At 62.9% G+C, this 17,421-nt stretch carries 13 protein-coding genes; 10 read left to right on the top strand and 3 right to left on the bottom strand.

Translation table 11 applies throughout. The features are described from left to right. The first annotated feature begins 156 nt into the window (after positions 1 to 156). Positions 157 to 462: a DUF6388 family protein gene (locus N8H74_RS16020; RefSeq protein ID WP_262148724.1), complete on the top strand. Its 306-nt coding sequence runs from the start codon at positions 157 to 159 to the stop codon at positions 460 to 462. Positions 463 to 513: 51 nt separating this feature from the next. Here the strand turns inward: N8H74_RS16020 and nadC are convergent, their stop codons facing one another. Beyond that, positions 514 to 1,362: a carboxylating nicotinate-nucleotide diphosphorylase gene (nadC, locus tag N8H74_RS16015; RefSeq protein ID WP_217831030.1), complete on the bottom strand. Its 849-nt coding sequence runs from the start codon at positions 1,360 to 1,362 to the stop codon at positions 514 to 516. A gap of 313 nt (positions 1,363 to 1,675) precedes the next feature. Between nadC and N8H74_RS16010 the strand changes: the two genes are divergently transcribed. The 5 genes from N8H74_RS16010 to N8H74_RS15990 all read left to right on the top strand — a co-directional run bounded on the left by N8H74_RS16010 (position 1,676) and on the right by N8H74_RS15990 (position 8,085). Beyond that, complete coding sequence (locus tag N8H74_RS16010; RefSeq protein WP_262148721.1) at positions 1,676 to 3,853, top strand: DUF1631 domain-containing protein; 2,178 nt, start codon at positions 1,676 to 1,678, stop codon at positions 3,851 to 3,853. 64 nt (positions 3,854 to 3,917) lie between these two features. After that, positions 3,918 to 4,478 (top strand): 1,6-anhydro-N-acetylmuramyl-L-alanine amidase AmpD, encoded by a 561-nt coding sequence (gene ampD / locus N8H74_RS16005; protein ID WP_262148719.1) that lies wholly within the window; start codon positions 3,918 to 3,920, stop codon positions 4,476 to 4,478. Further along, the gene (gene ampE, locus N8H74_RS16000) at positions 4,475 to 5,314 is read left to right on the top strand and encodes a regulatory signaling modulator protein AmpE (RefSeq protein ID WP_262148717.1); all 840 of its coding nucleotides are present in this window, start codon (positions 4,475 to 4,477) and stop codon (positions 5,312 to 5,314) included. The genes ampD and ampE overlap by 4 nt, the downstream gene beginning before the upstream one ends. A gap of 202 nt (positions 5,315 to 5,516) precedes the next feature. Further along, a complete protein-coding gene (locus tag N8H74_RS15995; RefSeq protein ID WP_262148715.1) occupies positions 5,517 to 7,547 on the top strand; it encodes a methyl-accepting chemotaxis protein in 2,031 nt (676 codons plus the stop codon). Positions 7,548 to 7,695: 148 nt separating this feature from the next. Beyond that, positions 7,696 to 8,085 carry a hypothetical protein gene (locus N8H74_RS15990; RefSeq protein ID WP_262148713.1) on the top strand — a complete coding sequence of 130 codons (390 nt, stop codon included), beginning with the start codon at positions 7,696 to 7,698 and terminating at the stop codon, positions 8,083 to 8,085. Here the strand turns inward: N8H74_RS15990 and N8H74_RS15985 are convergent, their stop codons facing one another. Further along, positions 8,086 to 8,862: a TatD family hydrolase gene (locus N8H74_RS15985; protein WP_217831024.1), complete on the bottom strand. Its 777-nt coding sequence runs from the start codon at positions 8,860 to 8,862 to the stop codon at positions 8,086 to 8,088. It lies immediately after the preceding gene. 3 nt (positions 8,863 to 8,865) lie between these two features. Beyond that, positions 8,866 to 9,861, bottom strand: a complete 996-nt coding sequence (gene cra / locus N8H74_RS15980; RefSeq protein WP_262148711.1) for a catabolite repressor/activator — start codon at positions 9,859 to 9,861, stop codon at positions 8,866 to 8,868. Positions 9,862 to 10,166: 305 nt separating this feature from the next. Here cra and ptsP point away from each other — a divergent pair, with 305 nt between their 5' ends. From ptsP to N8H74_RS15960, 4 genes are all read left to right on the top strand, one after another. Next, positions 10,167 to 13,028: a phosphoenolpyruvate--protein phosphotransferase gene (ptsP, locus tag N8H74_RS15975; RefSeq protein ID WP_262148709.1), complete on the top strand. Its 2,862-nt coding sequence runs from the start codon at positions 10,167 to 10,169 to the stop codon at positions 13,026 to 13,028. Continuing rightward, positions 13,028 to 13,969, top strand: a complete 942-nt coding sequence (gene pfkB, locus N8H74_RS15970; RefSeq protein WP_262148707.1) for a 1-phosphofructokinase — start codon at positions 13,028 to 13,030, stop codon at positions 13,967 to 13,969. The genes ptsP and pfkB overlap by 1 nt, the downstream gene beginning before the upstream one ends. 11 nt (positions 13,970 to 13,980) lie before the next feature. Further along, complete coding sequence (locus N8H74_RS15965) at positions 13,981 to 15,714, top strand: PTS fructose-like transporter subunit IIB (protein ID WP_262148705.1); 1,734 nt, start codon at positions 13,981 to 13,983, stop codon at positions 15,712 to 15,714. A 125-nt stretch (positions 15,715 to 15,839) separates the two neighbouring features. Next, the gene (locus N8H74_RS15960) at positions 15,840 to 17,381 is read left to right on the top strand and encodes an alkaline phosphatase D family protein (protein WP_262148703.1); all 1,542 of its coding nucleotides are present in this window, start codon (positions 15,840 to 15,842) and stop codon (positions 17,379 to 17,381) included. The last annotated feature ends 40 nt before the right edge of the window (positions 17,382 to 17,421 follow it).

Genomic DNA, 17,421 nt, shown 5'->3' with positions numbered 1-17,421 from the left:
ATTCGTCATCCAAACCACCTATATTCGAGGCCTGCATGAGCATCGCCCAGCAGTTTTCAGATGATCCCGAATGGTTCTGAAGGCCGGACTAACCGCGTCAGAGAGATCCTTGAAGATCCAGATCCATCTTCCATTCCCATGATCTGCGAGAACGACATGACCGTGAAAGAATTGACCCAAGAGCAAAGACACGAACAGGCGCTGGAGAAGTACAAGCTCGACGCCACGGAGTTGATGGACGAGATCAAAGACTTGAGTCCCGATGATCAGCAAGACCAGATCCAGTGGGCCTTCGAAGACGAAGCCGAAGCCCAGGGTCTGCAGCCGTGGGAGCTGACGCTCAAGTACACCAGTACGCCAGAGGAGTTCGAGGCCAAGCGCCTGGAACTGCACAAGGAAGCCGCCGAGGTGCTCGGCGTCGACTGGGATTCTTACTGCGAGATGAACAATCTGGTGGTCTGAAACAAAAACGCCAGCCCCGACCGGGCTGGCGTTTTTTATTGCCTGCCGGATTCAGAGGCTCAGGCGCATCGACAGATCCACCGCTTTCACATCTTTGGTCATCGCGCCGATCGAGATGTAGTCCACCCCGGTCTGTGCGATCGGCAGCAGCGTGCTTTCGTTGATGCCGCCGCTGGCCTCCAGTTTCGCCCGGCCGCCGTTCAGGCGCACGGCTTCGCGCATGTCGTCCAGGCTCAATTCGTCGAGCATGATGATGTCGGCGCCGGCCTCCAGGGCCTCCTTCAACTCATCGAGGTTTTCCACTTCGATCTCCACCGGTTTGCCCGGGGCAATCCGGTGCGCGGCGGTAATCGCCTGGGCAATGCCGCCGCTGGCGGCGATATGGTTTTCCTTGATCAGGAAGGCGTCATACAGGCCGATGCGGTGGTTGTGGCAGCCGCCGCAGGTCACGGCGTACTTCTGCGCCAGACGCAACCCCGGCAGGGTCTTGCGGGTGTCGAGCAGTTTGACTTGGGTTTCGGCGACGAAATCAGCCAGGTACTGCGCGCGGGTCGCCACGCCGGACAGCAATTGCAGGAAGTTCAGCGCGCTGCGTTCACCGGTGAGCAGCGAACGGGCCGGGCCTTCCAGGTGAAACAGTGGCTGGTTGGGCGTGACCCGCTCGCCGTCGCGTACCTGCCAATGCACGGCCACGCGCGGATCGAGCTGACGGAACACCGCATCGACCCAGGCCGTGCCACTGATGACGGCGTGGTCGCGGGTGATGATGGTGGCTTTGGCCAGGCGTTCGGCCGGGATCAGTTGCGCGGTGATGTCGCCGCTGCCGATGTCTTCGAGCAACGCACGGCGCACGTTGGCTTCGATTTCGGCGGTCAAGTCGGCGAGACGTAGATTCGGCATAACGGGCTCCACAAACTAAGTGGCCCGATTATAGGGGCATGGCATCGGCCAACCCAAGGCGAGAACTCGTGAGCTTGACTGCATCTGGTCGATTTTCTTTGAGCAAACGCCGTTCGACCGTGGTCATTAACGGGAGTTTACGTATAGGGGAAACCCTGACGCCTATGGCGCCGGGGATATCTTTTGCAAGATAATCCGCCTTGCATTTGACGTCATGTCTTTGACGTATCTCTCGAGTTCTCGATTTGCAAAGCCCGCTTTCACAAGGGGTGAGTTGAAACTGACCGAAAGAATCACCGCTTCAGGAGGCAGGATGCACAACGACGGGAAAGTAGTGCCTTTGCACAAGGCTGCTACCGATCAGGCGACCCACTCGCCGCTCGCCCGCCTGCCTGTGATTCTGCTTCAGGTTCGCGACAAGGCTGCCCAGCAGTTGCGTCAGGGCTTGCAGGATCTGTTCGATAACGCCGACGACACGTTGTTCGAGATGGCTGATCGCGCGCGCAACGACGTCGAACAGAACATCTTTTTCGAAGCCATGCGCGACCTGCGCCTCAAGCGCAAACATATCGAGCGCGGCTTTCTCGAACTGTTCTTCGAGGCGTTCGTCGGCCTCACTCAATACGATCCCGCGCAAAGCACCTTGCCCCACGCCCTCGTGTACGAAGAGGAGGCGCCGCGCACCGACGACATGGAGCGCAGCGTCGCGATCGAAACCATGGTCGGCCGGGTGCTGAACCGCGACGGCTTCGCCCTCGGTCAATTGACCGCACGGTTCAATGCGCTGCTCGGCGAAAGCCGCGACGACCTGCACAACCCGCTGGGACCGGCGATGCTCTGCGAATACTTCCTGCAGGCCGGGCGCAACCTGGGGGTGGAGATCAAGGTCAAGCTGATCCTGCTCAAGCTGTTCGAGCGTTATGTGCTGGCCAGCACCGATCAACTCTATGCCGAAGCCAATCAACTGCTGAGCGCCACCGGCGTGTTGCCCGAACTGAAACCGGCACCGGCGCGGCGGGCCACCGACCAGGCCGCCGCCAGCGTGCGCAGTGAAGCGCGCGAAAGCGATCATTTGCCGGCGGACGACAGCGTTCAGGAAGTGTTCGCGGCCTTGCAGGAATTGCTCCTGCATGTGCGCGGCAGTGTCGCGCCGACCCTGGAGCCCAGCGTTGTCGCCCAGCCGATTTCCACCCGCGACCTGCTGCGCCTGCTCTCGCACTTGCAGCAATACGTGCCGGCCCTGACCGCTGCGCAGGATGATTTCGACCTGCGCAATCAGCTCGAACAACTGCTCACTCGCGTCAGTGTGAAAAGCGGTAAGTCGCGCTTCGTCGGCGGTGCGGACGAGGATGTGATCAACCTGATCGCCATGGTCTTCGAATGCATCCTCGACGACCGCAACCTGCCGGATTCGCTCAAGGCGTTGATCGCCCGGTTGCAGATTCCGATGCTGAAAGTCGCGGTGCTGGACAAGAGTTTCTTCAGTCGCAGCAGCCACCCGGCGCGGCGCCTGCTCAATGAAATTGCCGACGCCGCCATGGGCTGGGGCGATTGCGACGGTGATGCGCGAGACAGTCTGTACCTGCGCATCGAACAAGTGGTGCAGCGCCTGCTCAACGATTTCGTCGACGATCCGACGATATTTTCCGAACTGCTGGCAGACTTTCTGGCCTTCACCGGCGACGAGCGTCGGCGTAGCGAATTGCTTGAGCAACGTCTGCGCGATGCGGAAGAGGGCCGGGCGAAAACCGAGCTGGCCCGGCGCCGTGTCGAGCGGGCGCTGAATCAGGCGCTGTTGGGCAAAGTCCTGCCACCGTCGGTGGTGGCTTTTGTCCGGGATGCCTGGAGCAAAGTGCTGTTGTTGACCTGCCTCAAGCACGGCGACCAATGCGCCGAGTGGCAGGCTGACGTCCAGACCATGGAGCAACTGATCTGGAGCGTGCAGCGCCAGGACGATCCCGAATTCGCCCTGCGGCTGCTGAATCTGGTGCCGGGGCTGCTGAAGTCCCTGCGTAACGGCTTGAGCAGTTCGGCGTTCGATCCGTTTGCCACCAGCGAATTTTTCAGTGAACTGGAAGCCCTGCATGTGCGGGTGCTGGAGCCTTCGCAGGAGGTGGATCATCTGGTCGAGGTGTCGCAGCGGATCGTTTTGCCGATTGCCGACGAGGGCGCGCAGACGCTGTCGGCGGCGCGTCTGCCCGAGGACGACGCCAGTCTGCGTCAGGTCGATCAGCTACGTCTGGGCAGTTGGGTGGCGTTCGAGGAAGACGAGGAACACACCCTGCGCTGCAAACTGGCGGCGATCATCGAAGCCACCGGCAAATACGTGTTCGTCGACCGCACCGGGATGAAAGTGCTGGAGCACAGCCGTATCGGCCTGGCCCAGGCGTTTCGTCGTGGCGCGGCGCGGGCGCTGGACGACACCTTGCTGTTCGACCGGGCTCTGGAGTCGGTGCTGGGCAATCTGCGGCGGCTCAATCGCGGCAAGTGATCGCGCGCCGGGGGCCGATCACGGCATACTGGGCGCCAACACAGTCGGCGTTGAAGGAATCGGTATGCAGTTGGATCCCGCTAGCGGGTGGTGTCAGGGGGTGCAGGTCTGCCCGTCGCCCAACTTCAATGAACGCCCGGCGGGCGAAGTCTCCCTGCTGGTGATCCACAACATCAGCCTGCCACCCGCGCAATTCGCCACCGGCAAGGTGCAGGAATTTTTCCAGAATCGTCTGGATGTCACGGAGCATCCCTACTTTGCAGGGATCGCCGACCTGCGCGTGTCGGCGCACTTTCTGATCGAACGTGACGGCAAGGTCACCCAGTTTGTCTCCTGTCTTGAGCGGGCGTGGCACGCCGGCGTTTCGAGTTTCGAGGGGCGGGAAACCTGTAACGATTTTTCCGTGGGCATCGAACTTGAAGGCACCGATGATCTGCCGTTCACTGATGCGCAGTATCTGGCGTTGACCGCGCTGACCCGCCAGTTGCAGGCGAGGTTTCCGGCGATCACCGGCCAGCGCATCTGCGGACACAGCGACATTGCACCCGGGCGCAAGACCGATCCGGGACCTGCATTTGACTGGGCACGCTACCGCGCGGCCCTGGTACAAGAGGAAGGACAATGAGTTTTCTGGTGTTACTGCTGGCGCTGTGGATCGAGAAGTTCTCGGCCCTGCGTCATCGGGTTCAACGCGATGGCGGATGGATCCGCGAACTGCACAAGCTTGAAAACAGCCAGCGCCTGAAACAGCAGCCGTGGCTGGTGCTGGTGATTCTGGTGTTGCTGCCGGTGGCTTTGCTCGGATTGTTGCTGCTGGTGCTGGAACCGGTGGCCTACGGCCTGCTGGCGTTGCCAGTGCATCTGCTGGTGGTGATTTACAGCCTGGGACGCGGCGACCTGCTGGGTGGCCTCGGGCCGTTCCGCGATGCCTGGCGCCGGGAAGACCTGCAAGCCGCCGCGCATGTCGCCAAGCGCGATCTGGACATCTGCGCCGACAGCGGCGAGCAACTGCTGGAGCGGGTGCAAGCGCATCTGTTGTGGCAGGCGTACCAAAGCTTCTTCGCGGTGATTTTCTGGTACTTCCTGCTCGGCCCGGTCGCGGCGCTGAGTTATCGCCTGCTCGCGCTGGCCGAGGAGCATGCGCGCAACCCGGCGGTGGTCGAACGGGCCGGGCAACTGCGCCACGCCTTCGACTGGGTGCCGGTGCGCTTGCTGGCGGCAAGTCTCGCGCTGGTCGGCAACTTCGTCGCGGTCAGCCGGGTGATGCTGCACGAGTTGCTGAACTGGAACATCAGCGCCGGGCAGCTGATCAACAAGGTCGGGCTGGCGGCGGGGGAGATCCCGCCTCCGGTGGTCGGGTCGGATGGCATCAACACCCTCGACTGCCTGTGGGAACTGCTGCTGCGCGCGGCGGTGCTGTGGTATGCCGGGTTTGCCTTGTGGACGGTGCTGGTTCACTGAGTTCGAAGTGCAATTCAGGGTGGCGGGGGAGCAACTCCCTCGTCACGGCCGGCTCCAGTCATCGTCTCGCTCCGGCCGTTAACCTTAAGTTACAAAACCTCCCTTCGATTTGAGCTATACAGAGATGGCGCCCGATAGTGGCTATCTGCTGTCGCCCCGCGCCTGCCAATAAAAAAACAAGAAAAACCAAGGGAGACTTCCAGTGAAGAGCTTGCTCTATCCCGCCGTCTCGCTGATGAACCGCTTGAGCTTCGGCATGAAGTTCAGCCTGATCAGCGTGCTGTTCCTGGTGCCAATGCTGGTGACCAACTTCTATCTGGTTCGCGATTCCTACCGCGAATTCCAGGGCACCCGCGTTGAACTGCAAAGCCTCGATCTGCTGGGCAGCAGCCTGACCCTGCGCCGGGATCTGGAAACCCTGAACAATCTGGTGCAGATCAACGTCACCCTCGGCCAGTCCGGCAAGGCCGGCAATGTCGAAGCGAACATCACCACCCTTGAACAAAGTGTATTGACGCGGCTGCAAGGGCTGGCGGCGATGACCGAGGACCCGGAGCAGATCAAGGTGTTCGACGGCAAGCGCGACGAGATGATCGCCGCGTTCAAGGCCCAGCAAGCGGAAAACTCCCTGCAAAGCAAAAGTGCGCTGATCGCCAAGCTGCTGGGCAGCGCGCAGATTTTCAGCCAGATCGTCGCCAGCCAGGCCGGTCTGAGCCGCGACAACCAGAGCGACATCCGCCAACTCAGCGAGCTGGTCACCAACGTCACCCCGGCGGTGACCCAGCTTATCGGCGAGGGCCGGGCCATGGGCTCGTATTCCCTGGGCCAGGGTTTTCTCAACAGTGCCTCCAGCACCCGTTTCGATGAGTTGCTGGTACAGATCGAAAAACTCCAGGCCGAGTACGGCCTGAAACTTCAGGACGCCCTCGGTTCGAGCAAGTCCGCCCGTGAATCCCTCAGCGCTCCGGCGGACGCCAGCAAGGCTTCGTTGAAGCAGGCCAGCGAGCTGTTCGAGGAGCAAGTGGTGATGGCCGACACCCTCGACGCTCCGTGGCAGGGCTTCTACGACCAGGTCACTGCACTGATGGCGCAGACCTACCAGCTCAACGAAGCGACCCTGAAATTCCTCGACAGCCAGTTGCAACAGCGCCTGACGCAAAACCGCACGCACATGGTCTTGCAGGCTTCGGCGCTGTCGGTGGTGTTCGTGCTGATTTTCTATCTCTACGGCGGTTTCTACGCCTCGACCCGCACCACCCTCAAACGCCTCGGCGCGATGATGGACAAAGTGGCGGCGGGGGACATGACGGTCAATTTCAAAGCCAACAGCCGCGATGAACTGGGCGAGTTGGGCGAGGTGTTCAACGGCACCGTGCGCAAGATCCACGACCTGATCGAGCGCGTCGGCCATACCGTCGGCGAAGTCGAGCGTCAGGCCGGGCAAGTGGAAAGCGTCTCGGCGCAAAGCAATCAGGCCGTGGCCGGGCAGCGCAGCCAGATCGAACAAGTGGCGACGGCGATGAACCAGATGTCGGCGACTTCACTGGAGGTGGCTCGCAGCGCGGCGGCGGCGGTCAGCAGCGCCCACAGCGTGAATGACGAAACCATCAGTGGGCGCGGACTGGTGGAGTCGCAGCAGGGCAGCATCGCGGCACTGGCCGGCGAGATCGATCAGTCGGTGCTGGTGATCAACCAGTTGGCCAGCGACAGCCAGTCGATCAGCCGCGTGCTGGAGGTCATCAAGAGCATCGCCGAGCAGACCAACCTGTTGGCGCTCAACGCGGCCATCGAAGCCGCCCGCGCTGGTGAGCAGGGCCGAGGGTTTGCGGTGGTGGCGGACGAAGTGCGTACCCTGGCCAAGCGTACCCAGCAATCGACCGAAGAGATCGAGCAGATGATCGACCGGCTGCATGGCGGAGTCGGTGCGGCGGTGAAGGCCATGGGTGTCAGCCATCAGATGGCCAATGGCACCGTCGGGCAGTCGGAAAAAGTCCAGCAGGCCCTGGAAAATATCCTCGGCGCCGTAGGCATGATCGTCGACCAGAATCAACAGATTGCCGCTGCGGTGGAGCAGCAGACCGCCGTGGCCCATGACATCGACCAGAACATCGTCGAGATCAATCGCGCCGGTGAACGCACGGCCCAGGGCGCGCACCAGACCGAAGACGCCAGTCGTGCGCTCTCGGCGCAGGTGGTCGAGCTCAAACAACTGATCAGCGCGTTCCGTGTTTGAAGAAACACGGACCACAAGTTTTATCTGAAGTATTTGTAGGCTTTTTGGGGCTGTGCATGTCAGTCGGATCTTGTTTTCATGTGAGCGCTGGATTTTCGTCTTCAATCAATCAAGATCCCTGTCACACACCACCAGGAGGAGACCGCCCATGTCCGCTGCAACCCTGGGAGTCCAGGGCCGTTGTGCCCATTGCCAGACCACGCTGCTGCTCAAGCCCTGGCAGCTCAATGCGATTGCGATCAACGAAGCCTTCACCTGCACGAACTGTCAGAAGACGCTGGAGTTGCGCAGCCCCGAACAGATCAAACGCTTCAAGTCGCTTGATTCGTTGGCGATGTTGCGCGCCAGCGCAGTGGTGACGATATGTACCGCGCTGCTGGTGGCACTGGTGCTGGAGTGGGTGGGGATCATCAGCGTCACGGAACAGCTGAATTTCTCGTTGATCGCGGTGTTCCTGTTCTTTGCGATGATCGACTACGTGCGTCGACGCCAGCACCTGACGCTGCTGCTCGAAGCCGCCCGCGCCCACGGCGACTGATTACCAGCCGAACACTTCGCAACTGTTGGCCGTGCTGGCGGCGGCCAATTGGTCGGGGCTGATGTTCATCCGTTCGGCCAGTGCGGTGCAGATCGCCGGCAGATGCGCCGGGGTGTTGCGCTCGCCGGGAAACATGGCGGGCGCCATGTCCGGGGAGTCGGTTTCCAGCACCACGGACGCCAGCGGCAAGTCCGCCAGCACCCGATGCATGCGTAATGCCTGGGGCCAGGTCGGTGCGCCGCCCAGCCCCAGTTTGAACCCAAGCCTGATGTACTCCCGCGCCTCTTCACGGCTGCCGGCGAAGGCGTGGATGATGCCCGCGCGCTTGAGTCTGAAGCGTTTGAGCGTGGCGATCACCGCCGCATGGCTGCGGCGCACGTGGATCAGCGCCGGCAACTCGAAGTCCGCCGCCAGCTGCAATTGTGCGTCGAAGAGTGCCTGCTGGCGGTCGCGGTCGAGGGTTTCGATAAAGTAATCCAGGCCGATCTCGCCCACCGCGCAGAGTTGCCGATGACCGCGCAGCCGGGTCAGCCATTCGCCGAGGCGCTGCACATCCTGCGGGCGATGCTGATCGAGATAGACCGGATGCAGGCCGAAAGCCGCATACAGGTCGGCATCGGCCTGCACCAGCTCCCACACCCGCTGCCAGTTACCTTCGTAGACACCCAGCACCACCATCCGCCGCACCCCGAGGGCGCGGCTCTCGGCCAGCAACGCCGAGCGGTCGGCGTCGAAGTCGGGAAAGTCCAGGTGGGTGTGGCTGTCGATCAGCTCCACGGTTCAGTTCCGGTGAATACGCTGCTTGAAGGTACGCGGGATGGCTTGCACGCCCGGCTGATAATCCGATTGCTCGACCGCCGCCAGCGCCAGTTCCAGCGCCTTGTCGGCGATCAACTGATGCTGCTGGGCCATGGCGTTGACCGGCAGCGGCAGGAAGTCCAGCAACTGGGTATCGCCGAAGGTGCCGAGGCGCAGCGGTCGTGACTTCAGCGGGAAGTCATGCAACGCGTCGAACACCCCCTGCAACAGCACGTAGGACGTGGTCACCAGCGCATCCGGCAAATGCCCGAGGCGCTGCAGGAGTTCTTCCATCAGTTGTTGGCCGCATTCACGATTGAACGATTCGGCGTGCTCGACCAACACCTGCCCCTTGAACCCGGCGAGGGCCTGTTTGAACCCGGCGGCGCGCTCCTGGCTGATGCTCAGTTCGGGACGGGCGCCGAGCAGCACGATCTGTTTCGGCTGCGGGTCGAGCAGGCTTTCGGTCAGGTGCAGACTGGCTTCGCGGTCGTCGCTGATCACCGAGCAGAAATGCTCCGGCTCCATCACCCGGTCGATGGCGATGATCGGCAGACCCTTGGCCTGCAACTGGCGGTAGCTGTCGTCACTGGCCGGCAGGCAACTGGCGACGATCAACGCGTCGCAGCGCCGGGCGCGGAACAGTTGCAGCAATTGCCGCTCGCTGTCCGGCGCATCGTCGGAGCTGGCGATCAGCAATTGATAACCACGAGCCCGCGCACCCTGTTCCAGCAGCTTGGCGATCCGCGCGTAACTGGGGTTTTCCAGATCCGGCAGGATAAAGCCCAGGGTGCGGGTGTGGCGGCTGCGCAAGCCGGCGGCCTGTGGATTGGGGGTGAAGCCGTGCAGATCGACCACCGCCCGCACCCGCTCGACGGTGGCGTTGCTGATGCGTTGCTGTTCGGCCTTGCCGTTGATGACGTAGCTGGCGGTGGTCACGGACACGCCGGCCAATCGCGCAATATCACTGAGTTTCAACCCGGGATTTCCTTTGTTTTTCGAGCTTGCCCCGACATTTTCGTCAATCCTACCCGATTCGGGCAGGCGACCATTGTCGCAGCGCATCCGACAAGTTGGACTTCAAGGATGAGACATTATCGAGTAACGTGCCGAACAATCTAGATTAAACGTTTCAGCAAGCGTATTTTCTGCACTTCTGAGGCCTTTTGCCGGTTCTGCCGTGAAACCGCCAAAACTGCCCCTGAAAGGGAAGCAGGCCAGCGCCTAAGCTGCAACCATTCAAAACAATACCTGGCGTGCTCACGCGCCAAAAAGGAGATCGCATGCTCGAGCTCACTGTAGAGCAGATATCCATGGGCCAGTCGGCCGTGGATAAACCCGCCGCCCTGCAATTGCTGGCCAGTCATCTGGTGGCCGATGGCCTGGTCGCCGACGGTTATCTCGCCGGGTTGCAGGCCCGGGAGGCCCAGGGCTCGACCTTTCTTGGCCAGGGTATCGCCATCCCCCACGGCACACCGGAAACCCGCGAACTGGTGTTCACCACCGGCGTGCGCCTGATGCAGTTCCCCGACGGCGTGGATTGGGGCGACGGTCAGATCGTTTACCTGGCAATCGGTATCGCCGCCAAATCCGACGAGCACCTGCGCCTGCTGCAATTGCTGACCCGCGCCCTCGGCGAGACGGATCTGGGCCAGGCCCTGCGCCGCGCCAGTTCTCCCGAAGCGCTTTTGAAACTGCTGCAAGGCGCGCCACAGGAACTGGCCCTCGATGCGCAAATGATCGGCCTCGGTGTTTCTGCCGACGATTTCGAAGAACTGGTCTGGCGCGGCGCGCGCCTGCTGCGTCAGGCCGATTGCGTGAGCAACGGTTTCGCCGGAATTCTGCAGCAGGTCGAAGCGCTGCCGCTGGGCGATGGCCTGTGGTGGCTGCACAGCGAACAGACCGTCAAGCGTCCCGGCCTGGCCTTCGTCACCCCGGACAAGCCGATGCGCTACCTCGGCCAGCCGCTCAGCGGGCTGTTCTGCCTCGCCAGCCTCGGTGAAGCGCATCAGGCTTTGCTCGAACGCCTGTGTGCGTTGCTGATCGAAGGGCGTGGCCATGAACTGGGCCGCGCCACCAGCAGCCGCAAAGTCCTCGAAGTGCTCGGCGGCGAACTGCCCGCCGATTGGCCGAGCGCGCGGATTGCCCTGGCTAACGCGCATGGCCTGCACGCACGGCCGGCGAAAGTTCTCGCGCAACTGGCGAAGAGCTTCGAGGGTGAAATTCGCCTGCGCATCGTTGACGGCCCGGACAGCGCGGTGTCGGTGAAGAGCCTGAGCAAGTTGCTCAGCCTCGGCGCCCGGCGCGGTCAGGTGCTGGAGCTGATCGCCGAGCCGAGCATCGCCGCCGACGCCTTGCCGGCTTTGCTGGCGGCCATTGAAGAAGGCCTCGGTGAAGACGTCGAGCCGCTGCCGGCAGTGAGCCAGCCGCGCGAACCGATCGCCGAGATTGCCGAAGTGCTAATCGCCCCGGCCTCTGGCAGCGTGCTGCAAGCGATTCCCGCCGCACCGGGCATCGCCATCGGTCCTGCGCACATTCAGGTGCAGCAAGCCATCGATTATCCGTTGCGCGGTGAGTCCGCCGCCATCGAACGCGAGCGCCTCAAGCAAGCGCTGGCGGATGTGCGCGGCGATATTCAGGGGTTGATCGAGCGCAGCAAGGCCAAGGCGATCCGCGAAATCTTCATCACCCATCAGGAAATGCTCGACGACCCGGAACTCACCGACGAAGTCGACACCCGTCTCAAGCAGGGCGAAAGCGCTGAAGCTGCGTGGATGGCGGTGATCGAAGCGGCGGCCAGACAGCAGGAGTCGTTGCAGGACGCATTGCTCGCCGAACGGGCAGCGGACTTGCGCGACATCGGTCGCCGGGTGTTGGCGCAGTTGTGTGGCGTGCAGACCCCGAGCGAACCCGAGCAACCATACATTCTGGTGATGGATGAAGTCGGCCCGTCGGATGTCGCGCGGCTCGATCCGACACGGGTCGCGGGGATTCTCACCGCCCGTGGCGGCGCCACCGCTCACAGCGCCATCGTCGCCCGTGCTCTGGGGATTCCGGCGCTGGTCGGTGCCGGTGCGGCGGTGTTGCTGCTGGCGCCGGGCACGCCGTTGCTGCTCGACGGTCAGCGCGGTCGCCTGCATGTGGACGCGGATGCCGCGACCCTGCAACGCGCCACCGAAGAGCGCGACACCCGCGAACAACGCCTCAAGGTCGCTGCCGAACAACGCCATCAACCGGCGCACACCCGCGACGGCCATGCCGTGGAAGTGTTCGCCAACATCGGCGAAAGCGCCGGTGTCACCAGTGCGGTAGAGCAGGGCGCCGAAGGCATAGGTCTGCTGCGCACCGAACTGATTTTCATGGCCCACCCGCAGGCGCCGGACGAAGCCACCCAGGAAGCCGAATACCGCCGTGTTCTCGACGGCCTCGCCGGGCGGCCGCTGGTGGTGCGCACGCTGGACGTCGGCGGCGACAAACCGCTGCCGTACTGGCCGATCGCCAAGGAGGAAAACCCGTTCCTCGGCGTGCGCGGCATTCGCCTGACCCTGCAACGTCCGCAGATCATGGAAGCGCAGTTGCGCGCGTTGCTGCGTTCGGCGGACAACCGCCCATTGCGGATCATGTTCCCGATGGTCGGCAGCGTCGAAGAATGGCGTCAGGCCCGGGACATGACCGAGCGTCTGCGCCAGGAAATCCCGGTCGCCGATCTGCAACTGGGGATCATGATCGAAGTACCGTCCGCCGCATTGCTGGCGCCGGTACTCGCCAAAGAAGTGGACTTCTTCAGCGTCGGCACCAACGACCTGACCCAATACACCCTGGCCATCGACCGTGGTCACCCGACGCTGTCCGCCCAGGCTGACGGCTTGCATCCGGCGGTGCTGCAACTGATCGACATCACCGTGCGCGCCGCTCATGCCCATGGCAAATGGGTCGGCGTGTGCGGCGAACTGGCGGCGGACCCGCTGGCAGTGCCGGTGCTGGTCGGCCTCGGCGTCGATGAGTTGAGCGTGTCCGGACGCAGCATTCCCGAGGTCAAGGCACGCATCCGCGAACTCAGCCTGACCCAGGCTCAAACCCTTGCCCGACACGCGCTGGCCGTGGGCAGCGCCAACGAAGTGCGCGCATTAGTGGAGGCCCTGTAATGGCCAAGATTCTCACCCTGACCCTCAATCCGGCGCTGGACCTCACGGTGCAACTGCCGCTGCTTTCACTCGGTCAGGTCAACCGCAGCGACGAGATGCATACCCATGCCGCCGGCAAGGGGGTGAATGTCGCGCAAGTGCTGGCCGACCTCGGCCATCAACTGACGGTCAGCGGTTTTCTCGGCGAAGACAACCTGCAAGCGTTCGAAACCCTGTTTGCCAAACGTGGTTTCGTCGACGCCTTTGTCCGGGTGCCGGGGGAGACCCGCACCAACATCAAAGTCGCCGAACATGACGGCCGCATCACTGACATCAACGGTCCGGGGCCGGTAGTCAGCGCGCAGGCACAACAGGCGTTGCTCGAGCGTCTGGCGCAGATTGCGCCGGGGCATGATGCAGTGGTGGTTGCCGGCAGTCTGCCGCGTGGGGTCAGTGCCAAATGGTTGCGCGAGTTGATCGAGCGCCTTGAAGCGCTGGGTCTGAAAGTCGCCCTGGATACCAGCGGTGAAGCGCTGCGCGAGGCGCTCAAGGCGGGTCCGTGGCTGATCAAGCCCAACACCGAAGAGTTGGCCGACGCGCTCGGTTGCGCGGTGACTTCCCCGGTCGCGGAAGCCGAGGCGGCCACCCGATTGCATGCTCAGGGTATCGAGCATGTGGTGGTTTCCCACGGTGCCGATGGCGTGAACTGGTTCAGCGTCGGCTCGGCGCTGCATGCCACGCCGCCGAAGGTCAGCGTCGCCAGCACGGTCGGTGCCGGGGATTCGCTGCTGGCCGGCATGCTGCACGGTTTGCTCAGCACCGATACGCCAGAGCAAACCCTGCGCACGGCCACGGCGATTGCCGCGCTGGCGGTGACGCAGATCGGTTTCGGTATCCAGGACGCCGCGCAACTGGCGCCGCTTGAACAGGGCGTGCGCGTGCGCCCCCTGACAGAACAATAAGAGGGTTTGTCATGAAATTAGCCATTGTTACGGCCTGCCCGAACGGTATGGTCACCAGTGTGCTGTGCGCCCGGCTGCTGGATGCGGCGGCCCAGCGTCAGGGCTGGAGCACCAGTGTCGAAGTGATGGACGCGGCGCACCCCGAGCGACAGTTGTCGGCGGCGACGATCGAGGCCGCCGAATGGGTGTTGCTGGTGACCACCGGGGCGGTGGACATGAGCCGTTTCGTCGGCAAGCGCGTGTTCCGGATTGCTCCGGCGCAAGCTCTGCAAGATGTCGAAGAGGTGCTGCGGCGCGGTGCGCAGGACGCGGCCATCTACGTGGCTGCCGAGGCTGCGCCTGCTGTCGTCGCACAGACCGCGCCACGCATTGTCGCCGTCACGGCGTGCCCGACTGGCGTTGCTCACACCTTCATGGCCGCCGAAGCATTGCAGCAGGCGGCCAAGCGCCTGGGCTATGAGCTGCAAGTGGAAACCCAAGGCTCGGTCGGCGCGCGCAATCCGTTGAGCGCGGCGGCGATTGCTGAGGCTGACGTGGTGCTGCTGGCGGCGGACATCGAAGTCGCCACCGAGCGTTTTGCCGGCAAGAAAATCTACCGGTGCGGCACCGGCATCGCCCTCAAGCAATCGGAAGCGACACTCAACAAAGCGTTGGCCGAAGGTCAGCAGGAGAGCGCCGCCAGCGATGGCAAGGCGCCGGCCAAGCAAGAGAAAACCGGGGTCTACAAACACCTGCTGACCGGTGTCTCGTTCATGCTGCCGATGGTGGTGGCGGGCGGTTTGATGATCGCCCTGTCGTTCGTCTTCGGCATCACTGCGTTCAAGGAAGAGGGCACACTGGCGGCGGCGTTGATGCAGATCGGCGGCGAGACCGCGTTCAAGCTGATGGTGCCGCTGCTGGCCGGTTACATCGCCTACTCGATCGCTGATCGTCCGGGGCTGGCGCCGGGGATGATTGGTGGCTTGTTGGCGAGCACGCTGAGCGCCGGTTTCATTGGCGGGATCGTCGCCGGTTTCATTGCCGGTTATGCGGCCAAGGCGATCAGCCGTTATGTGGCGTTGCCGCAGAGTCTGGAAGCGCTGAAGCCGATCCTGATCATCCCGTTGTTCGCCAGCCTGTTTACCGGGTTGGTGATGATCTACGTGGTCGGCAAACCGGTGGCCGGGATGCTCGCAGCGCTTACGCATTTCCTCGACAGCATGGGAACCACCAACGCAATTCTGCTGGGCGTGTTGCTCGGCGGCATGATGTGCGTCGACCTCGGCGGGCCGATCAACAAGGCCGCGTATGCGTTCTCGGTGGGGCTGCTGGCCTCGCAGAGTTACGCACCGATGGCCGCGACCATGGCCGCCGGCATGGTGCCGCCGATCGGCCTCGGCATCGCCACGTTCATTGCCCGACGCAAGTTTGCCCAGACCGAGCGCGAGGCCGGTAAGGCGGCGCTGGTGCTGGGGCTGTGCTTTATCTCCGAAGGGGCGATTCCGTTTGCCGCCAAGGACCCGCTGCGGGTGATTCCGGCAAGCATTGCCGGTGGTGCGCTGACTGGTGCGTTGTCGATGTATTTCGGCTGCAAACTGATGGCGCCCCACGGTGGCCTGTTTGTGTTGGCGATTCCGAATGCGATCAACCATGCGCTGTTGTATCTGCTGGCGATTGTCGCGGGCAGTCTGCTGACGGCGGTGGTGTATGCGCTGGTCAAGCGGCCGGAGTCAGTGGAGCTGGCGCTGGAACCGGCCAAGGCCTGACGCCCTCGCCTTGTGGGAGCAAGCCTGCTCCCACAAGGCGCTTTCTCTGCCGGCAATCATTTGTCCGGTGTCACTCCCGATTCACAAACCCGTGCTTAAGTTTTCCTTTTTTCAGGGAGAACACCATGAGCGATTTCAACCTCGGTCGCCGGCGTGTGATGCAGGCGGTCGGTGCCGGGCTGCTGATGCCAGGACTGGCGCCGGCGGTGATTGCTTCGGTCAAGGATCGACCGCAACTCACTGACGGCGTGCAATCCGGCGACTTGCAGGGCGACCGGGCGATGATCTGGAGCCGCGCCGACCGCCCGGCGCAAATGGTGGTGGAGTGGGACACCCGCAGCCAGTTCCGCCATCCGCGCCGTGTCGTCTCCGCGCTGGCCGATGCCCGCAGCGATTTCACCGCCCGCGTTGAACTCACCGGGTTGCCGGCCGATCAGGCGATTTTCTACCGTGTGTACTTCAAGGACGCCCGCACCGGCGTCGCCAGCGAACCGTGGCTCGGCCATTTGCGCAGCGCACCGACCGCGCGGCGCAATATCCGTTTTGTCTGGAGCGGCGACACCGTCGGCCAGGGCTTCGGCATCAACCCCGATATCGGCGGCATGCGCATCTATGAAGCCATGCGCATGCGTTTGCCGGACTTCTTTATCCACAGCGGCGACACCATCTACGCCGACGGCCCGGTGCCGGCGCAACTGACCACCGAGGGCGGTCGGGTGTGGCGCAATATCACCACTGAAGCCAAGAGCAAGGTTGCGCAAACCCTCGACGACTATCGCGGCAACTATCGCTACAACCTGATGGACGAAAACATCCGCCGCTTCAACGCCGAAGTGCCGCAGATCTGGCAGTGGGACGACCATGAAGTGGTCAACAACTGGTCGCCGGGCAAGCAACTCGACGAGCGTTATCAGGAAAAAAATATCCACACCCTGGTCGGCCGTGCACGTCAGGCCTGGCTCGAATATTCGCCGATGCGTTTGCAGGCCGCCGATGGCGGCGGGCGGATCTATCGCAAGCTCAGCTACGGGCCGATGCTCGATGTGTTCGTGCTCGACATGCGCAGTTATCGCGGCGCCAACGACGACAATCTCGGCGCGGAAAAACCGTTCCTCGGGCGCGAGCAACTGAACTGGCTCAAGCGCGGTTTGAAAGCATCGAAAGCCCAGTGGAAAGTCATCGCCGCCGACATGCCGATCGGCCTCGGCGTGCCGGACGGTGAGGTCAGCCCCGGTGTCGCACGTTGGGAGGCCGTGGCCAACGGTGACCCCGGTCCGGCTCAGGGACGCGAGTTGGAGATTGCCGAATTGCTCGGTTTCCTGCGGGCGCAACAGGTGCGCAATTTCGTATTCCTGACGGCGGACGTACATTACTGCGCGGCGCATCACTATCACCCGGATCGTGCGGCGTTCCAGGATTTCGAACCGTTCTGGGAGTTTGTCGCCGGCCCGTTGAATGCCGGGAGTTTCGGGCCTAATCCGCTGGATAAAACCTTTGGCCCCGAGGTGGTCTTCGAGAAGGCACCGCCGGCGCAGAACACATCGCCGTTTGCCGGGTTTCAGTTTTTTGGCGAGGTGAATATCGAAGGGCAGAGCGGGGAGATGAGTGTGGTGTTGCGGGATCTGGATGGGGTGGCGGTGTTCGAGCAGAGGTTGCAGCCGGTTTGAATGGCTCAAGATCAACAACTCCTGGCCCTCTCCCAAAAGG

This window comes from Pseudomonas sp. B2M1-30, from assembly GCF_025447575.1.
Taxonomy (GTDB): domain Bacteria; phylum Pseudomonadota; class Gammaproteobacteria; order Pseudomonadales; family Pseudomonadaceae; genus Aquipseudomonas; species Aquipseudomonas botevensis.
This window is presented reverse-complemented; position numbering and strand designations above follow the sequence as displayed.

Bases quoted from the DNA above. Each gene is read 5' to 3' on its own strand.
- N8H74_RS15960 (WP_262148703.1), top strand. From the start codon at position 15,840: ATGAGCGATTTCAACCTCGGTCGCCGGCGTGTGATGCAGGCGGTCGGT.
- ampE (WP_262148717.1), top strand. From the start codon at position 4,475: ATGAGTTTTCTGGTGTTACTGCTGGCGCTGTGGATCGAGAAGTTCTCG.
- ampD (WP_262148719.1), top strand. From the start codon at position 3,918: ATGCAGTTGGATCCCGCTAGCGGGTGGTGTCAGGGGGTGCAGGTCTGC.
- pfkB (WP_262148707.1), top strand. From the start codon at position 13,028: ATGGCCAAGATTCTCACCCTGACCCTCAATCCGGCGCTGGACCTCACG.
- N8H74_RS15965 (WP_262148705.1), top strand. From the start codon at position 13,981: ATGAAATTAGCCATTGTTACGGCCTGCCCGAACGGTATGGTCACCAGT.
- N8H74_RS15990 (WP_262148713.1), top strand. From the start codon at position 7,696: ATGTCCGCTGCAACCCTGGGAGTCCAGGGCCGTTGTGCCCATTGCCAG.
- N8H74_RS16020 (WP_262148724.1), top strand. From the start codon at position 157: ATGACCGTGAAAGAATTGACCCAAGAGCAAAGACACGAACAGGCGCTG.
- N8H74_RS16010 (WP_262148721.1), top strand. From the start codon at position 1,676: ATGCACAACGACGGGAAAGTAGTGCCTTTGCACAAGGCTGCTACCGAT.
- ptsP (WP_262148709.1), top strand. From the start codon at position 10,167: ATGCTCGAGCTCACTGTAGAGCAGATATCCATGGGCCAGTCGGCCGTG.
- nadC (WP_217831030.1), bottom strand. From the start codon at position 1,362: ATGCCGAATCTACGTCTCGCCGACTTGACCGCCGAAATCGAAGCCAAC.